Origin of the sequence: Streptomyces sp. ISL-100 (assembly GCF_018614615.1) — a bacterium.
Lineage (GTDB): Bacteria > Actinomycetota > Actinomycetes > Streptomycetales > Streptomycetaceae > Streptomyces.
The window spans coordinates 1-15665 of the sequence record NZ_JAGGOK010000074.1 but is presented as its reverse complement, the minus strand read 5'-3'; the positions used below and the strand labels follow the sequence as shown (position 1 = coordinate 15665).

Sequence of the window (15665 nt, the reverse complement as noted above, 5' to 3'; positions counted from 1 at the left end):
TTTGCGGCGTACCCGGGTACGCCCCCGAGACGTTCCCCGGAACGCCCCGTACGCCGTCCCGAATGGCGCTTTCCGGGGCGCACGCTCCCACGCCCCGTCGCACGATGGGTGCATGCCGACTTCCGCCGCCCTGCGTGCCACGGCCGTCCTCGCCGCCACCGCCGTCCTCGTGTCCCTCGCCGGCTGCTCCGACGACGGCAACGGCAAGGACGGGAACGGGGACAATGACCTCGCCGCCCAGAAGCTCGACTGGGAGGACTGCCCCGCCCCGTCCGCGGCGGAGGGCGGCGGCACCTCCCCCTCCCCCCTCGCCGGCGGCACCACCTGGCAGTGCGCCTTCATGGACGTCCCCCGCGACTACGCGAAGCCCGACGGCGACACGATCGAGCTGGCGCTCATCCGCGCGAAGGCCCGCGACACGAAGAACCGCATCGGCTCCCTCGTCTTCAACTTCGGCGGACCGGGCAGCTCGGGCGTGACCGGCCTGCCCTCCGTGGCCGCGGACTACGAGCGGCTGCGCTCCCGCTACGACCTGGTCAGCTTCGACCCGCGCGGCGTCGGCCGCAGCGTGGGCGTCCAGTGCATGGACGACAAGGAACTCGACGAGTACTACGCCCAGGACAGCACCCCGGACGACGCCGCCGGGGAGAAGACCTTCACCGAGAGCCTCGCGTCGTTCGCGTCCGCCTGCGAGGACAACTCGGGCGAGGACCTCCCGCACGTCGGAACCACCAACGCCGCCCGCGACATGGACCTCATGAGGCAGGCCCTCGGCGACGACAAGCTGCACTACTTCGGCATCTCGTACGGCACCGAACTCGGCGGCGTCTACGCCCACTTGTTCCCGAAGAGAGTGGGCAGGGCGGTCTTCGACGCGGTCGTCGACCCCACCAAGTCCGCCGAACAGGGCCTACTCGGTCAAATCAGGGGCTTCCAGCTCGCCCTCGACAACTTCGCCAAGGACTGCGTCGAGCGCGGCGACGCGTGCACGCTGCCCGGCAACACCGTGAAGGAGATCGAGGACTTCATCGTCGATCTCCTCAAGCGGCTGGACAAGCAGCCCGTCAAGGGAATCGGCAACCGCGAACTGACACAGAGCCACGCCGCCAACGGCATCCTCCAGACGCTGTACTCCCAGGAGTACTGGAAGTACCTGGAACAGGGCCTCGAGGACGCGGACGGCGGCAACGGCGAGCTCCTGCTCAGCCTCTCCGACGCCCTGAACGGCCGGCGCCCCGACGGCTCGTACAGCAACAGTGGCGCCGCCAACGCCGCCGTCAACTGTGTGGACTCCAGGGCGCGTTTCGACATGGCGCAGACCAAGGCGAAGCTCCGCGAATTCCGTGAGATTTCACCCGTCTTCGGCGACTTCCTCGGCTGGGGCCTGATGGGCTGCTCCGAGTGGCCGGTCGACGGCGAGCGGGACACCCCCGATGTGAGCGCGCACGGCTCGGACCCCATCCTCGTCATCGGCAACACCGGAGACCCGGCGACGCCCTACGCGGGCGCGAAGAGCATGGCTGACGAGCTCGGCAAAGGCGTCGGCATCGTGCTGACGTACAAGGGCGAGGGCCACGGCGCGTACAACAGCGGCGACAAGTGCGTGCAGGCAGCGGTGGACGCGTACCTGCTGAGGGGCAGGGTGCCGGCCGACGGAACCGTCTGCCCGTAAGCCTGTCAGTGGGCCTGTCAGTGGGGCCGCCTAGGATGACGAATCTATTTTCGAGTCCTGGGCGATTTGGGGGGCCACCATGGCGAACCTTGTACGGGCATTCGCCCTGGCAGCCGCCGCAATCCTAACGGCGGGGGCGGCCACCGGCTGCGACGGCGGCTCCACCGGCGGCGGCGACAAACCCGCCCGCCAGGGCACGCCCCACGACGCCGGCGAAGGCAGCAAAGGCGGTGAAGGTCGCGAAGGCGGCAAAGGCGGCAAAGGCCGCGAAGACCACACCGGCAAGCTGCCCGCCCTCCCCTCCGCGCTCACCGGCCAGCGCCTCGACTGGAAGCGCTGCGCCGCGCCCAGCAAGGCAGACGGCAGCGCCGCCCGGGCCCCCGGCGGCCACTGGCAGTGCGCCACCCTCACCGCGCCGCTGGACTACCGCGAGCCGGCCGGCGAGACCATCGGCATCGCACTGATCCGCTCCAGGGCGACCGACGCCGACCGGCGCATCGGCTCGCTCCTGTTCAACTTCGGCGGGCCGGGCGGCTCCGGCGTCGCGGCGATGCCGGGGCACGCCCCGGGCTTCACCACCCTGCACACCCGCTACGACCTGGTCAGCTTCGACCCGCGCGGCGTCGCGGAGAGCTCCGCCGTCGTCTGCCAGGACGACCAGCAGGCCGAGGCCTCCTTCCGGCTGGACTTCACCCCCGACACCACCACCGAGGAGAGGGCCTACCTCGACGACGCGGCCGCGTTCGGAGCGGGCTGTGCCAAGCGCTCCGGCAAGGTCCTGCCGTACGTCGCGACCAGCAGCGCGGCCCGCGACATGGACCTGATCCGCCAGGTCCTCGGCGACAAGAAGCTGAACTACTTCGGCTTCTCGTACGGCACGGAGCTCGGCGGCACGTACGCCCACCTCTTCCCCGGGCACGTCGGGCGCATGGCGCTGGACGCGGTCGTCGACCCGACCGCCGACTTCGTCCACCACTCGCGCAACCAGGCGCTGGGCTTCCAGCGCGCGCTGGACAACTACTTCGAGAGCACCGGCGCCACCGCCGAGGCCGGCACGGCCCGCGTCGTGCGGATCCTCGACCGGCTCGACAAGAAGCAATTGCCGACGACCGTCGGACGTCCGCTCACCCAGAGCCTCGCGGTCACGGGCATCATGTCCCAGCTCTACAGCGAGGACAGCCGGCCGACGCTCACCAAGGCCCTGCGCGAGGGGAGGACGGCGATGGAACGACGCTGCTGAAGCTCGCCGACGGATACAACGGCCGCGACGCGCGAGGGCGCTACAGCACGGCGCACCACGCCCAGCGCGCCATATCCTGCGCCGACGCCGAGGGACGCGTGAGCGGCGAGGATGTCAGGAGGACCCACCTGGCCGACTTCCGGAAGGTCTCTCCCGCCTTCGGCCCGTACCTCGCCTGGGACCTGGCCGGCTGGTGCGCCTCCTGGCCGGTCGACGGCGAGCGCGAGACCCCCGAGGTCGGCGCGAAGGGCGCGCCCCCGGTCCTGGTGATCGGCGGCACGGGCGACTCGGCCACGCCGTACGAGGGCTCGCTGCGGATGGTCGAGGAGCTGCGGGAGGGCGTGGGCGTGCAGATCACGTACGAGGGCGAGGGCCACGGCGCGTACCTCACCGGCAACGGCTGCATAGCCCGCGCCGTGGACCCGTACTTCCTGAACGGCAGGGTCCCGGCGAACGACACCACCTGCTGACACGACCTGCTCCTAACAGCGCTGCCCTCCGGCGTGTACGCGGCGCCTGCCCGCGCACCACTGTCACAGTGACCGTAAATCCCGAATGTCGGATTTGCGCGAATCGGTGAATCAGGGAGAGTGGTCGTGGCGCACGTGCATGTGATCCTCAATCAGAAGGGCGGCGTGGGTAAGTCCACGCTCGCCGTCAACCTCGCCGCCGTCACAGCCGACGTACTCGGCGCCGGGGCCGAGGGCGAGCGGCCGCCCGTCGTGGCGGTCTCGATCGACCCGCAGGGCTCCGCGGTGTGGTGGTCGGAGCGGGTCGGCGACGGCCTGCCGTTCGACTTCGTGCAGGCGCACGACGACCTGCCCGGACTGGCAGCGCTCTCCCGCATCCCCTCGGCGCAGCACGTCTTCGTCGATACGCCCGGCTGGCTCGACCTCGCCGAGACCGACGGCGACGACCCGCTCGGCAAGGGCCCGGCCGCCGACGCGCTGCGCGCCGTACTCGACAGCGCCCACGACGTGATCGTGCCGATCGAGCCCGAGCCCCTCGGCTTCCAGCCCACCCAGCGCACCATCGAGCGCGTCGTGAAGCCGCGCGGACTGCCGTTCCGCGTGGTCATCAACAACTGGGACCCGCGCGACGGCAAGGCGGACCTGGATCAGACGCGAGCGTTCGTCGAGGCCCAGGGCTGGCCGCTCGCGCGGACCGTCGTACGCCACTACAAGCTGCACACCCGCGCCTCCGCCGACGGCCTCGTCGTCACGCAGTACGGCGCCAACCGCGTCGCACTCCAGGCCCGCGAGGACTTCTTCCGGCTCGCCCTGGAGGTGGGCCTCGCGGTGATCCCGGCCCCGGCCAGGCCCAGGCGTACCCGCGCCGGCAGGAAGGCGGTGGCGCGCTGATGGGCCGCCGCACCGATCTCGCCACCCTGCTCACCCCCGGCGGCGACCCCGCGCCGCCGGCCGGGCGGGACACGTACCCGCTGACCGTCCCCGTCACGGACCTCGCCGAGAACCCCGACAACCCGCGCCACGAACTGCGCGACCTCGACGGCCTGGCGGAGACGCTGCGCGAACGCGGAGTGCTTCAGGCCCTCGGAGTCGTCTCACGCGGCGCCTTCCTCGCCGCGCATCCGGAGCACGGGGCGGCGGTCGGCGACGCCCCGTACGTCGTCCTGCACGGCCACCGCAGGCTGGCGGCGGCCAAGCTCGCCGGGCTGCGTGAGGTGCCGGTCCTCGTACGGGAGGACGCGACCCGCACCGACGAGGACGCGCTCATCGAGAACGTCCAGCGCGACGACCTCACCGAGCTGGAGCAGGCCCAGGCCATCCAGGGCCTGATCACCTCGTACGGCTACTCGCAGCGGCAGGTGGCCGCCCGTATCGGCAAGACGCAGGGGTTCGTCTCACAGCGGCTGTCGCTGATGAAGCTCCGCGAGGACCTTCAGGAGGCACTGGCCGACGGCCGGGTCTCGGTCGAGGACGCCCGGCGGATCGCGCGGCTGCCGCGCGATGAGCAGCAGCTGCCCGGCACTGTGCAGGACGCGCCGGCGCCCGTTCCGAAAGCGCGGCGGCGCGATTACGGCGTAATCACTCTCGACAGCCGCAGTACGCCGGAGGAGCTCGTGGAAGTACTGCGCCGCAATCTCGCGCCCGCGGCGCTCGAAAGGGTGGCTGAGCTGCTGGCCCGGGGGCGCTGAAGAGACAGGAAAAGGGGCCGCCCCGCACATGACGTGCGGGGCGGCCCCTTCGTACGTACAACTTCGTACGTACAACAATGCCCGGACAGCAGGGGCCTAGTAGATCGGCTTCTCCGGCTCGATCTGGTTGACCCAGCCGATGACTCCGCCACCGACATGCACCGCGTCCGAGAAGCCCGCCGACTTCAGCACCGCGAGGACCTCCGCACTGCGGACGCCCGTCTTGCAGTGCAGGACGATGCGCTTGTCCTGCGGCATGTCCTGGAGAGCGGCGCCCATCAGGAACTCGTTCTTCGGGATCAGCCGCGCGCCCGGAATCGAGACGATCTCGTACTCGTTCGGCTCACGGACGTCGATGATGTCGATCTTCTCGTCACCGTCGATCCACTCCTTGAGCTGCTTGGGAGTGATCGTGGAGCCGAGCGCCGCCTCCTGCGCCTCCTCGGACACGACGCCGCAGAAGGCCTCGTAGTCGATGAGCTCGGTGACGGTCGGGTTCTCGCCGCACACCGCGCAGTCGGGGTCCTTGCGGACCTTGACCTGGCGGTACTGCATCTCCAGGGCGTCGTAGATCATCAGCCGGCCGACCAGCGGGTCGCCCACACCGGCCAGCAGCTTGATCGCCTCGGTGACCTGGATCGAGCCGATGGACGCGCAGAGCACGCCCAGCACGCCGCCCTCGGCGCAGGACGGGACCATGCCCGGCGGCGGGGGCTCCGGGTAGAGGCAGCGGTAGCAGGGGCCGTGCTCGGACCAGAACACGGACGCCTGGCCGTCGAAGCGGTAGATCGAGCCCCAGACGTACGGCTTGTTGAGGAGCACGCACGCGTCGTTGACCAGGTAACGGGTCGCGAAGTTGTCGGTGCCGTCAACGATCAGGTCGTACTGGGAGAAGATCTCCATCACGTTCTCGGCTTCGAGCCGCTCTTCGTGAAGGACGACATTCACGTAGGGGTTGATGCCGAGGACCGAGTCGCGGGCGGACTCGGCCTTCGAGCGGCCGATGTCGGCCTGGCTGTGGATGATCTGGCGCTGCAGGTTCGACTCGTCGACCTCGTCGAACTCCACGATGCCGAGCGTGCCCACGCCGGCCGCCGCGAGGTACATGAGCGCGGGCGAACCCAGGCCGCCGGCGCCCACGGCGAGCACCTTGGCGTTCTTCAGCCGCTTCTGCCCGTCCATCCCGACATCCGGGATGATCAGGTGGCGGGAGTACCTGCGAACCTCGTCAACAGTGAGCTCGGCAGCGGGCTCGACCAGGGGTGGCAGCGACACGGGGACTCCGTAGGTCGGTCAATCAGTACGGTTGTTCTCCGCGTAACACTGCCACGCCCCTTCTCATTCCGAGACACCCGGTCCGATCCGCGAGACGATTTCGTCCCAGTACCCGGGCAGTGTCTCGAATGGGTCGCTTTGTCCCCCACCGTCGCTGTGGTCCCCGTCGGCCGTCCGGTCCGTCATGAAGACAGTCCCCGCGCCCTGCCAGCGGGCGATGCGCACGGCCTCCTCCAGGTGCGTACGCGGCAGCCCGTGCACCAGGTGGCAGAAGCGCTCCGGCGGGTAGTCCGCCGTCCACTCCGCCACCTGTGACCAGCGGTAGTCCGTCCACGGCCCCGAGAACGTCACCAGCTGGCCGGCGATCTCCGCATAGCCGGGGTACGGGTGCGTGCCGTGCCCGAGGACCAGGTGACCGCCGCCCTCGGCGAGCCCGGCGACCGCGGTCGTGACGCGCCGCACCCCCGGGAGGTCCGTCCGGTCGGTGGGACAGCGGTCCAGATAGAAGCCGTCGACGCGGTACCAGTCGCGGAACCGGTGCGCATCGGAGACGAGCTCGCCGAAGGAGCGCGTCCCGTACGCCATGTCGAGCCGGCCCAGCACGCGGACACCGGCGTTGCGGATGCGGCCCGCGGCCTCCAGGCAGTGCGGGTCGGGGCAGGTGCCGGGGCCGTTGGACACGTTGAGCACCACCCAGTGCAACGGCGTTCCCGGGCGGGTCAGCTCGCCCCACTCGGCCGGGGCGACGAGCGGATGGGCGTACCCGGGGACACCGACACCCATCCGGCCGGCTGCCGTCGCGGCCTGCGCGCGCCGTGGCCTGGTCAGATGCGGCATGCCGCCTCCATCCAGATGTCCGCGAGCGACTCCTCGAGGTTGATCCGGGGCCGCCAGCCGAGCCGGTCGCGCGCGGTGCGCACATCGGCCTGCTGCCAGCTGCCGCAGCCGTCCGGGTAGGGGTACGGGCCGCCCAGGTGCTCCGGGGACATCTCCCCGCGCGGTGCGCCCACCGAGGCGAGCACGCTGCCCACTCCGCCGTTGCGCGCCGCCGCTGCCGCGCTGCCCGGGACGTAACCGGATGGCGCGTCGAGCTCATGGAGCGCGCCGCCGTAGCCCGCGACTCGGGCCAGGACCGCGGCGGCGTCCCGCAGCCGGACCGCGCGGCCGGTGCCGATGTTGATGGCGCCCTGCGCGGCGGAGAGCGAGGCGGCGTGCACGGCGCGCGCCACGTCGCGTACGTCGACGAAGTCGCGCTGTACGCCGAGGCCGCTGAGCTTCAGCTCACCGTCCCCGGACTGCATCGCCCGGCGCATCGCCTCGGCGAGCCGGCCGAGCGGCGAGCCGGCCGGCGTACCGGGACCGACCGGTGAGAAGACCCGGAGCACGACGGCGTCGAGCCCGGAGCCGAGCACCAGCTCCGTGGCGGCGAGCTTGCTCACGCCGTACGGGCCGCCGGGGCGGGGCACGGCGTCCTCGGCGGTGGACGACCCCGGCTGCGAGGGCCCGTACTCGGCGGCACATCCCAGCTGCACGAGCCGCGCTCCGCAGCCGCTGCGGCGCAGGGCCTCGCAGACGGTCGCGACGGCGACAGTGTTGTGCCGGGTCAGGTCGCGGGCGCCGCCGCGCGTGGCACCGGCGCAGTTGATGACGACTCCGGGGTGTACGGCGTCCAGGAAGCGCGTCAGCGCGCCGGGACTGCCGGTGGCGAGGTCGAACCGTACGTCGGCGTCGTCGCCCCGCCCGAGGGCGGTGAGCTGCACGGCCGGGTCGGCGAGCAGTCGGTCGGCGACGAAGCGGCCGAGATATCCGTTGGCACCCAGCAGCAGCACCCTCATCGCGCGTCCCCTCGGTGCCGACCGGCTGAAGTTGGGGGTTGGGGGGTCATGTTCACGTTCTCCTTCTGGATGGGGCGGTGATGCGGTGAGTGCTGCGGTGTACGCCCGCGGCGTCGGCTCCGCGGGAGGCTGAGGCGGATCGGTGCGGGTCAGTGCGGCTCGGGCGGCGCCTGCGCCTTGTGGCGGTCGGCGGCCCCCGTCCGGCCGGCGTGGGCCGAGGCGCGGGAGAGCGCCGCGGTGGCGTGGGCGAGCAGGGCCAGCGCGGCCACGGTGCAGGCGACGGCCGGGACGGCTTCCGCGCCACCGGCGTCGAGGAGGTACTCGACGGGCGAGGCGACAAAGCCGCAGCCGGGCAGGCGGGACGCGAGTACGGCGGAGAGCGCGGCGGCCTGCAGGGCGGCTGCGGCGGCGAGCCCGGCGGACGCGGGCCGGTGGAAGCCGTGGACGGTGAGCAGCCGGGCCAGGAAGAGGAGCGCGCCGAGGGCGACGCCGGCCGCCAGACCGGCCCGGCCGCTGCCACCGGTCACGCTTGCGACCGCGGTCTGGAGGCAGAGGAGTAGGCCCACGAAAAGGCCGGTGACACCGAGCAGGAGGGGGCGGGCCGCCGCCCCGAACTCCTCCGTGCCACGGCTCGCGGCGAGTTTGCGCCGCGCGTGAACGGCGAGGAGGTGCGCGCACCAGGCGGCGGGCGCGAGGGCCGCGGCGAGGGCCACCAGCGTCGTGGTCTCCATCGCCCAGGGCCCGTCCGGGCCCCCGGCGACGACCTGCCGGAGCAGCCCGTCACCGAAGACGGCGTACCCGAGCAGCCAGCACACCCACAGGCGCGCGGCAGGCGCGGTACGCCCCTCGGCGCGCAGGGGCCCGTGGCGCAGGCACAGGGCGAGCGCGACCGCGACGACCAGCGTCCCGGTCAAGCCGATCGCCAGCCGCCCACGCCCACCGGCCAGTTCGAGCCCGGCAACCGTAGCGACGCACGCGACGCCGGGCAGCAGCGCGTACGCGACCCAGCGGGCGCGCGGGGAGTCCTCGCGCGCCGGGGCCGGCCCGGCGCTGTCACCGACGCGGGGCACTCGTGCGTACAGCTCCTCGGCGAGCGTGAAGACGTCCCGGTGGCGGAAACGCGCGGCGGTCCTGTCCGTCACCCCGTGCGCTTCGAGCCCGGCGGCGATCTCCAGCGGATCGACGGCCCGCTCGCACAACTCCCGGTGCCGGTGCATGAGCGCCCGCACGGGGTCGGCGGGCCCCCGCCGCGGCGGCGCGACAGCCCCGGCGCGCCCGGACGCGCCGGTCGCCAGCGCCGTCGGCTCCGGCTCGCGGTCCCACGCGCCGGGGCTGCCGGGAGTACGGGGCGTGTCCCAAACACTCCCACGGGGAACGCCCGACCTACGGGGTGCGCTCATCGACCTGCCTCCTGCACTGAAGGTCGCAACTACGGTCCTGACCTCGGCTGCCGTCTCAGCCGCTGCGGCCCTGGTCGCCGCGTCGCTCTCCGCTGCCGGCGTCTCGGTCGTGACCGTCAAGCCCGTGGATTCGGTCGCGGCGGTAGTCGCGATCGTGCTGGTCACCGACCGTCTTGCCGGGTCCCGTCGGCTGCGTCGCTCAGGCATGGCGCTCCCCCAGCCCCGGCCCGGCGCCGGCACCCGCGTCCGCGCCCACCGTTTGCGACGGATCCGCAGCAGCCGCCCCCGCCCAGCTCGGGCCTGACGCACCGCCGGCCAGACCGCCACCCGCCCAGCTCCCCGGCACGTGCGTCTCCGCCGGGTTGGCGAAGAGCAGGGGTTCGCCGTTCAGGCCCACGGCCTCGCGGCGTACCGGGCAGTGCGAGATCAGCTCCAGGTAAATGCCTCGAAATGCCGCGAGGTTCTGCTCGACAGTAAAGAGTTCCAGCGCGCGAGCGCGCGCCGCCGCGCCCAGCCGGTCCCGCCGCTGCGGATCGCGCATCAGCGCCACGCAGGCGTCGGCCAGTGCGCGGGGATTGCGCGGCGGGACCACCAGGCCCGTACCGCCGATGACTTCGACGACCGCGCCGACGTCCGTCGAAACCGTGGCGCGCCCGCAGAACATCGCCTCGACCAGGCTGATCGGGCAGCCCTCGACAACGCTGGAGAGGACGACCACACTCCCCGCGGCGTACGCGTCCGTCAGGTCCGGCACCTCGGGGCCGCCGATCTCCTCGAAGGAGACGGGGTTGTCGCCGACGGCGTGCGCGTCGGCCGCCTCGTCGGGGAAGAGCTGGGCGGCGAGCGCCTTGCAGTGCGCGAGGTAGGCGGCCGCCTCGGCGGCCTGCCCGTGCTGCGGGTCGTGGACAATCCGCAGCCGGGCCTGCGGCTCGTCCTTGCGGACCTCCGCGAAGGCGTGCAGCAGCGAGATCAAGTCCTTGGCGGGCTCCACGCGGCCGACCCAGACCAGCGTGCCGGGGTCGCCGCCGTCGTCCCCCTCCCCCAGGGCCGCGAAACGCTCGGCCTCCATGCCGGGGTAGACCGTACGCAGCTTGGCGCGATCGGCGCCGCACCGCTCCTGCCACCGCCTGGCGTGCGTATTGCCCGGCGTGATGAGCGTGGCCCGGTCGTACACCTCGGCGGCGAGCTTGCCGTGGAAGGCGGCCAGCAACGCCCGCACCGGCGAGCTCCGGGCCGTGTCGCCCGCCGCCAGGTACTGCGCCCGCAGCTGTACGCCGTACTCGGTGACCAGCAGCGGTACGCCGAAGAAGCGTTTGGCCAGCAGCCCGGGCAGGGCGGCGGACCCGCCGGAGGCCGCGTGGCACAGGTCGACGGCGCCAAGCCCATCGGCGCCGTCGTACCAGTCCAGCGAAAGGGGCCGCAGCGCGCGCTCCAGCAGGTCGACGGATTCGAGGTAGTCGGGGACCTTCGCCGCGTGTACGGCGCCGCCGGCGCCGGGAGCACGGCAGGCGGATTCCAGCACGCGTACGGCGGTTTCGGAGCGCAGGGCGGCTTGCAGCCCGCCGCACTCCCCCGCCAGCTCCGCCAGCCCGTAGAGACCAGCGGCGAAGCGGTCGCCCGCGCCTTCCTCGTCCGGTGCGCAGATCGCGCCGGTCAGTTCCCCGAAGTGCCCCGCGAAGCGGCGCCGTTCGCGCCGCCCGTACGTACTGCCGTCGTCCTGCGGCGCCCACAGCGGCGCGGTACGCACCCGCCGCACCTGCGGAGGCAGCTGGAGCCGGCCCTGCGCCTCCTGGCGGGCGCTGCGGCTCAGGGCGTAGATGTCGAATTCGTGCTGCGCGAGCCCGCGCACGAGCCGGTCGCACCACACCCTGGACTCACCAGTCGCATACGGGTAGCCACCCTCCGTAAGCAGTCCGATCCGCACGAGCGCACCCCCGATCTCCCCTGTGAGCGGCCGCCGTTGGTCCGGCGACTCCAGCGGGACCGACCGTATGCGGACATGCCGGTGACGCGACGGACGGTTGTCCATCGCGCCACCAAAAGGGGTGAACACACGTAACTTTCGCCGCGCGGTAGCGTTCTGTCGCGCTAAGGACCTTTTCGGTTACGTTCCGTCAGGCTGCGGCCAGCGCGGAGCGGAGCCTCAACTGCCGGGAAACACCCAGGCGTTGGGCTTGCAGCTGACGCCGCCGATGTCCAGCGACTTCGTCTGCTGCTGCATGATCGGCGCGAGTTCGCCCGGCGTCTCGCAGTTCTTGTGACCGTGCCCGAGCCGGTGACCGACCTCGTGGTTGATGAGCATCTGCCGGTACGCGATCATCTTGTCCTTGCCGAACGTCTCGGCTCCCTGCGCCCACCGGTACGCGTTGATCATCACGCGCTCGGTCGCCGCCGAATCGCACGAGACATTGCCGGAGAGCGTGTCGAGACCGGACTTCGCACACCACACACCGGTGGTGCCCGGGCTCGCGAGTGTGACGACGAAGTCGGGCCGGCCCGATGAGATCCGTTCGAACGTCATGGCGCCGTTGTGAGCCCAGCTCCGGTCGTCGTTGAGGGTCTCCTGCACGGCACGCGCGAAGACAGCGCCGTCGAGGCCGAGCCCCTTCTCGACATCCACCCGGTACGAATACTTCTGCCCCTTGCCCGGGGCCTTGTCGAATCCGCCGATCGCCTGGAAGTCGCCCCGGCCCGTCAGCTTCGGGTCGATCGGGTACGTCCTGGCCATCTGCTGCTCGTACGTCGCCGGGGCGGCGGCCACTCCCCGGGACGGCGTCGGCCGGGTGTCCGAGCGCGAGGTGTCGCTCTCACCGGTGTTCCTGTCCCCGGCGGCCGGGGACGCCACGGGATCCTTGTCGCCCTGTGCTACCTGCCCGGCCACGACAACGGCGAGCACGGTGGTCACCGCGGCTGCGGCGATCCCGGTGAAGGCCCGCCCCTTGCCGCCTTTGGCGGGGGCGTCGTAGACGTCGTCATCGCCGGAGTCGCCGTCACGGCCGTCGCGGTCGGCATCAGGTGCACCAGCGCCCGGCGCGGCGGTCGGACCGGCCCCGGGCGGGAACCTGGGCGGAGCGTCGAACGCCTCGACGAACTCCTGCCGCGGTCCCGGGATCCGGGCTCCGGGCTCCGCGTACCGCGCCTGGGATTGCACCTGCGCCTGCGGTCCGGGCGGCGAGCCCTGCTGCGGCCCCTGCGGTCCCTGCGGCGCGCGAGGCGCCCCCTGCCAGTCGCCGTACCTGCCGTCGGGCGCTACGCCCCAGCCGCCGCCGGATTCCCGCTGCTCGGGGTGCCCACCGCGCACTTGCGGCACCCCGTGGGCCGGAGTGCCGCCGTACTGCTGATGCTGCTGCTGATGATGTGGTGGCTGCTGGGGGCGCTGTCTGCGCCGTACGCCCGCCGCGTCCGGACCTGCCGCGACTCCCTCGCCCTGGCCCGGTATGGCGGGCTTTTCGGCAGCCCCCTTGGGTGCGGGGCCTCGGCGACTATGACGTCCCACGCGCCGGATCAGCTCCTACCGCTGTCATCGATCAGTTCCCGGACGGCGCTGGCGACCGCCTCCGGGTATTCCATCATCGCCACGTGCCCCGCGTCGGGCAGGGTCAGCAGCCGCGAATCGCGGAACGCCGCGGCGGCCCTGCGCGCCATACGGTACGACACGAGCTGATCCCGCCCTCCGTACACCAGCAGCGTCGGCGCGAGCACCCGCTCCGCCTGCCGCCACAGACCGTGCTGTCCGCCCAGTGTGTACGCGTCGACGATGCCCCGCGCCGAACGCGTCATCGCCTCCCAGAAATACGGCAGTTGCAGCCGCCGCTCCATTTCCTCCACGGCGTGCTGGAAGGCCTCGGGCGTAACCGCCTGGGGATCGCCGTAACAGAGCGCCATCACCCCGCGCGTGCGCTGCTCGGCCGTCCAGTCCTTGCTGAGCCGGGCGAACAGCGAGGCGATGCCCGGCAGCGCGAGGAGCGCGGTCGGCACCGCCGTGCGCTGCACCCGGAGCTCAGGGAGGGCGGGCGAGACGAGCGTGAGCGTGCGCACCAGGTCGGGCCGGACGGCCGCGATGCGCGTGACGACCGTGCCGCCCAGCGAGTTGCCGAACAGGTGCACCGGTCCGCGCCCGCTCGCGTCGAGCAGCCGGATGCAGGCGCGCGCCTGCCCGCTGACCGAATAGTTGCCGTCGTCCGGTGGCGGGGAATCCCCGAAGCCGGGCAGGTCGACCGCCTCGCCGTCCAGGCGGTCGGCGAGCAGCGGCATCAGGGCCGACCAGTTCTGCGAGGACCCGCCGAGACCGTGCACGTACAGCGCGGGCGGGAGTCCCGTGCGCACCGGAGGCCGGCTGCGTACGTTCAGGGTCAGCCCGGGCAGGCTGACGGAGCGCAGCTTCTCCCCGTCGGCGACCCGCACGGCACTGACCCGTGGCACCGCGGTGGCGGCGGCGAGACTGGACCCGGGCAGCTCGGTCGAAGACATGCGGCAATGTTACGAGACGATCACGCACTGAATCGTGTGTTCGCCGTCACAGATCTACCCTCGGAGCAAAGGGCGTACGCGCCGGCTCGAGTTCTCACTCTGAAAGGCAGCCACGCATGTCTGTCGATCCGACCGACCCGGACACCTTCGCAGCGGAGGAACCGTTCGACAACAACGACGAACCCGACGAACTCGACAACGACGCCTCAGAGGCGGATGCCGCGGAGCAGCGCACAGAGTGGCAGGAGACTCACGACGTTCCTCCGACCGGCATCGACCGCGGGGAGGCGACCGACGGCGACGCCGCGGAACAAGCCCGCGTCGTAGCCCTTGACGAGGACGACTACCGCTGATCCGACGCTGCTGAAGGCGCTGGTCAGCCCCCGATCGGCCTTCCGCAGGCGTCCGGTCCGTGAAATTCTCCGTCCGTACCGCGCGCACCCGGGTTACCCAAAAGTACGATGGCGGGCGCGGCGCACACGGCGCACGGAACGGCCGTGCTGTTGAAAGGTCGCGAAACTGAAAGACATGGGAGGCGGCGTGACAGCCACCGAGCAGACAGAGGCGGCACGCCCACGCGGCACACGCCTGCCCCGCCGAGCCCGACGCAATCAACTTCTGGGCGCGGCGCAGGAGGTCTTTGTCGCGCAGGGGTACCACGCGGCAGCGATGGACGACATCGCCGAGCGGGCCGGCGTGAGCAAGCCGGTCCTGTACCAGCACTTCCCGGGAAAGCTGGAGCTGTACCTGGCCCTCCTGGACCAGCACTGCGAGTCGCTGCTCCAGGCGGTACGTACCGCCCTCGCCTCGACCACGGACAACAAGTTGCGCGTGGCCGCGACGATGGACGCCTATTTCGCGTACGTCGAGGACGAGGGCGGCGCGTTCCGTCTGGTCTTCGAGTCGGACCTGACGAACGAGCCGGCCGTGCGCGAGCGCGTCGACCGCGTGTCGCTCCAGTGCGCCGAGGCGATCAGTGAGGTCATCGCCGAGGACACCGGCCTGTCCAAGGACGAGTCGATGCTGCTGGCCGTCGGCCTCGGCGGCGTGTCGCAGGTGGTCGCGCGCTACTGGCTCTCCAGCGGCAGCACGATTCCGCGCGACACGGCGGTGCAGCTGCTGACGTCGCTCGCCTGGCGCGGCATCGCGGGCTTCCCGCTGCACGGCAGCGAGCACTGACGCGGCGCGCCGCGGAGCGTGCTCGCGGGATGTGTTCCCGGCGCGTGTTCGCTTCCGGCATGCGTTGTCGGCGCGTTCCGTGTCCCCTCACCGGGCTAATGTGTGCTGCGTACAGCGCGGCTGACCGCGCACCGCAGCACTGATGACCGTCGGAGGGACATAGCCGTGGAGGTCAAGATCGGCGTGCAGCACGCGCCCCGGGAGATCGTTCTGGAGAGCGGGCAGTCCACCGAGGAGGTCGAGCGCGCGGTTTCCGACGCGCTGGCCGGCAAGGCGCAGCTGCTCAGCCTCAAGGACGACAAGGGCCGTACGGTCCTCGTTCCCGCTGACCGGATCGCCTACGTAGAAATCGGCGAGCCGACGACGCGCAGGGTGGGCTTCGGCGCGCTGTAGGCGTCGGCAGCACAGCAGCACGACAAACTGAAACCGGCCCGGT

12 protein-coding genes and 3 pseudogenes are annotated in these 15665 nt (G+C 71.8%); 7 read left to right on the top strand and 8 right to left on the bottom strand.

The window, feature by feature from the left end:
* Positions 1–112 precede the first annotated feature (112 nt).
* The 4 genes and pseudogenes from J7E89_RS31195 (at position 113) to J7E89_RS31180 (ending at position 5070) form a co-directional block, all read left to right on the top strand.
* The gene (locus J7E89_RS31195; protein WP_214978090.1) at positions 113–1672 is read left to right on the top strand and encodes an alpha/beta hydrolase; all 1560 of its coding nucleotides are present in this window, start codon (positions 113–115) and stop codon (positions 1670–1672) included.
* A gap of 79 nt (positions 1673–1751) precedes the next feature.
* A pseudogene (locus J7E89_RS31190) lies at positions 1752–3382 on the top strand (alpha/beta hydrolase).
* Between the two features lie 126 nt (positions 3383–3508).
* On the top strand, positions 3509–4273 hold the full coding sequence (locus J7E89_RS31185) for a ParA family protein (protein ID WP_214978088.1): 765 nt from the start codon (positions 3509–3511) through the stop codon (positions 4271–4273).
* The gene (locus J7E89_RS31180) at positions 4273–5070 is read left to right on the top strand and encodes a ParB/RepB/Spo0J family partition protein (protein WP_214978086.1); all 798 of its coding nucleotides are present in this window, start codon (positions 4273–4275) and stop codon (positions 5068–5070) included. Before J7E89_RS31185 ends, J7E89_RS31180 begins: the two co-directional genes overlap by 1 nt.
* A 96-nt stretch (positions 5071–5166) precedes the next feature.
* Here the strand turns inward: J7E89_RS31180 and moeZ are convergent, their stop codons facing one another.
* From moeZ to J7E89_RS31145, 8 genes and pseudogenes are all read right to left on the bottom strand, one after another.
* A complete protein-coding gene (gene moeZ, locus J7E89_RS31175; protein ID WP_214978084.1) occupies positions 5167–6345 on the bottom strand; it encodes an adenylyltransferase/sulfurtransferase MoeZ in 1179 nt (392 codons plus the stop codon).
* A gap of 63 nt (positions 6346–6408) precedes the next feature.
* The gene (locus tag J7E89_RS31170; RefSeq protein WP_214978082.1) at positions 6409–7182 is read right to left on the bottom strand and encodes a spherulation-specific family 4 protein; all 774 of its coding nucleotides are present in this window, start codon (positions 7180–7182) and stop codon (positions 6409–6411) included.
* Positions 7170–7355: pseudogene (locus J7E89_RS42495) on the bottom strand (reductase); the annotation flags it as partial. The gene J7E89_RS31170 and the pseudogene J7E89_RS42495, both read right to left, overlap by 13 nt.
* 68 nt (positions 7356–7423) lie before the next feature.
* A pseudogene (locus J7E89_RS31165) lies at positions 7424–8180 on the bottom strand (NAD-dependent epimerase/dehydratase family protein); the annotation flags it as partial.
* 149 nt (positions 8181–8329) lie between these two features.
* Complete coding sequence (locus J7E89_RS31160) at positions 8330–9580, bottom strand: hypothetical protein (protein WP_214978079.1); 1251 nt, start codon at positions 9578–9580, stop codon at positions 8330–8332.
* Between the two features lie 199 nt (positions 9581–9779).
* A complete protein-coding gene (gene pelF / locus J7E89_RS31155; protein WP_214978077.1) occupies positions 9780–11504 on the bottom strand; it encodes a GT4 family glycosyltransferase PelF in 1725 nt (574 codons plus the stop codon).
* A gap of 219 nt (positions 11505–11723) precedes the next feature.
* Positions 11724–13076 (bottom strand): DUF3152 domain-containing protein, encoded by a 1353-nt coding sequence (locus tag J7E89_RS31150; protein ID WP_214978075.1) that lies wholly within the window; start codon positions 13074–13076, stop codon positions 11724–11726.
* 8 nt (positions 13077–13084) lie between these two features.
* A complete protein-coding gene (locus J7E89_RS31145; protein WP_214978073.1) occupies positions 13085–14050 on the bottom strand; it encodes an alpha/beta fold hydrolase in 966 nt (321 codons plus the stop codon).
* Between the two features lie 116 nt (positions 14051–14166).
* Here J7E89_RS31145 and J7E89_RS31140 point away from each other — a divergent pair, with 116 nt between their 5' ends.
* From J7E89_RS31140 to J7E89_RS31130, 3 genes are all read left to right on the top strand, one after another.
* The gene (locus tag J7E89_RS31140) at positions 14167–14403 is read left to right on the top strand and encodes a hypothetical protein (RefSeq protein WP_214978071.1); all 237 of its coding nucleotides are present in this window, start codon (positions 14167–14169) and stop codon (positions 14401–14403) included.
* 187 nt (positions 14404–14590) lie between these two features.
* Complete coding sequence (locus J7E89_RS31135) at positions 14591–15229, top strand: TetR/AcrR family transcriptional regulator (protein WP_214978069.1); 639 nt, start codon at positions 14591–14593, stop codon at positions 15227–15229.
* A gap of 165 nt (positions 15230–15394) precedes the next feature.
* Positions 15395–15622, top strand: a complete 228-nt coding sequence (locus J7E89_RS31130; RefSeq protein WP_028811791.1) for a DUF3107 domain-containing protein — start codon at positions 15395–15397, stop codon at positions 15620–15622.
* The last annotated feature ends 43 nt before the right edge of the window (positions 15623–15665 follow it).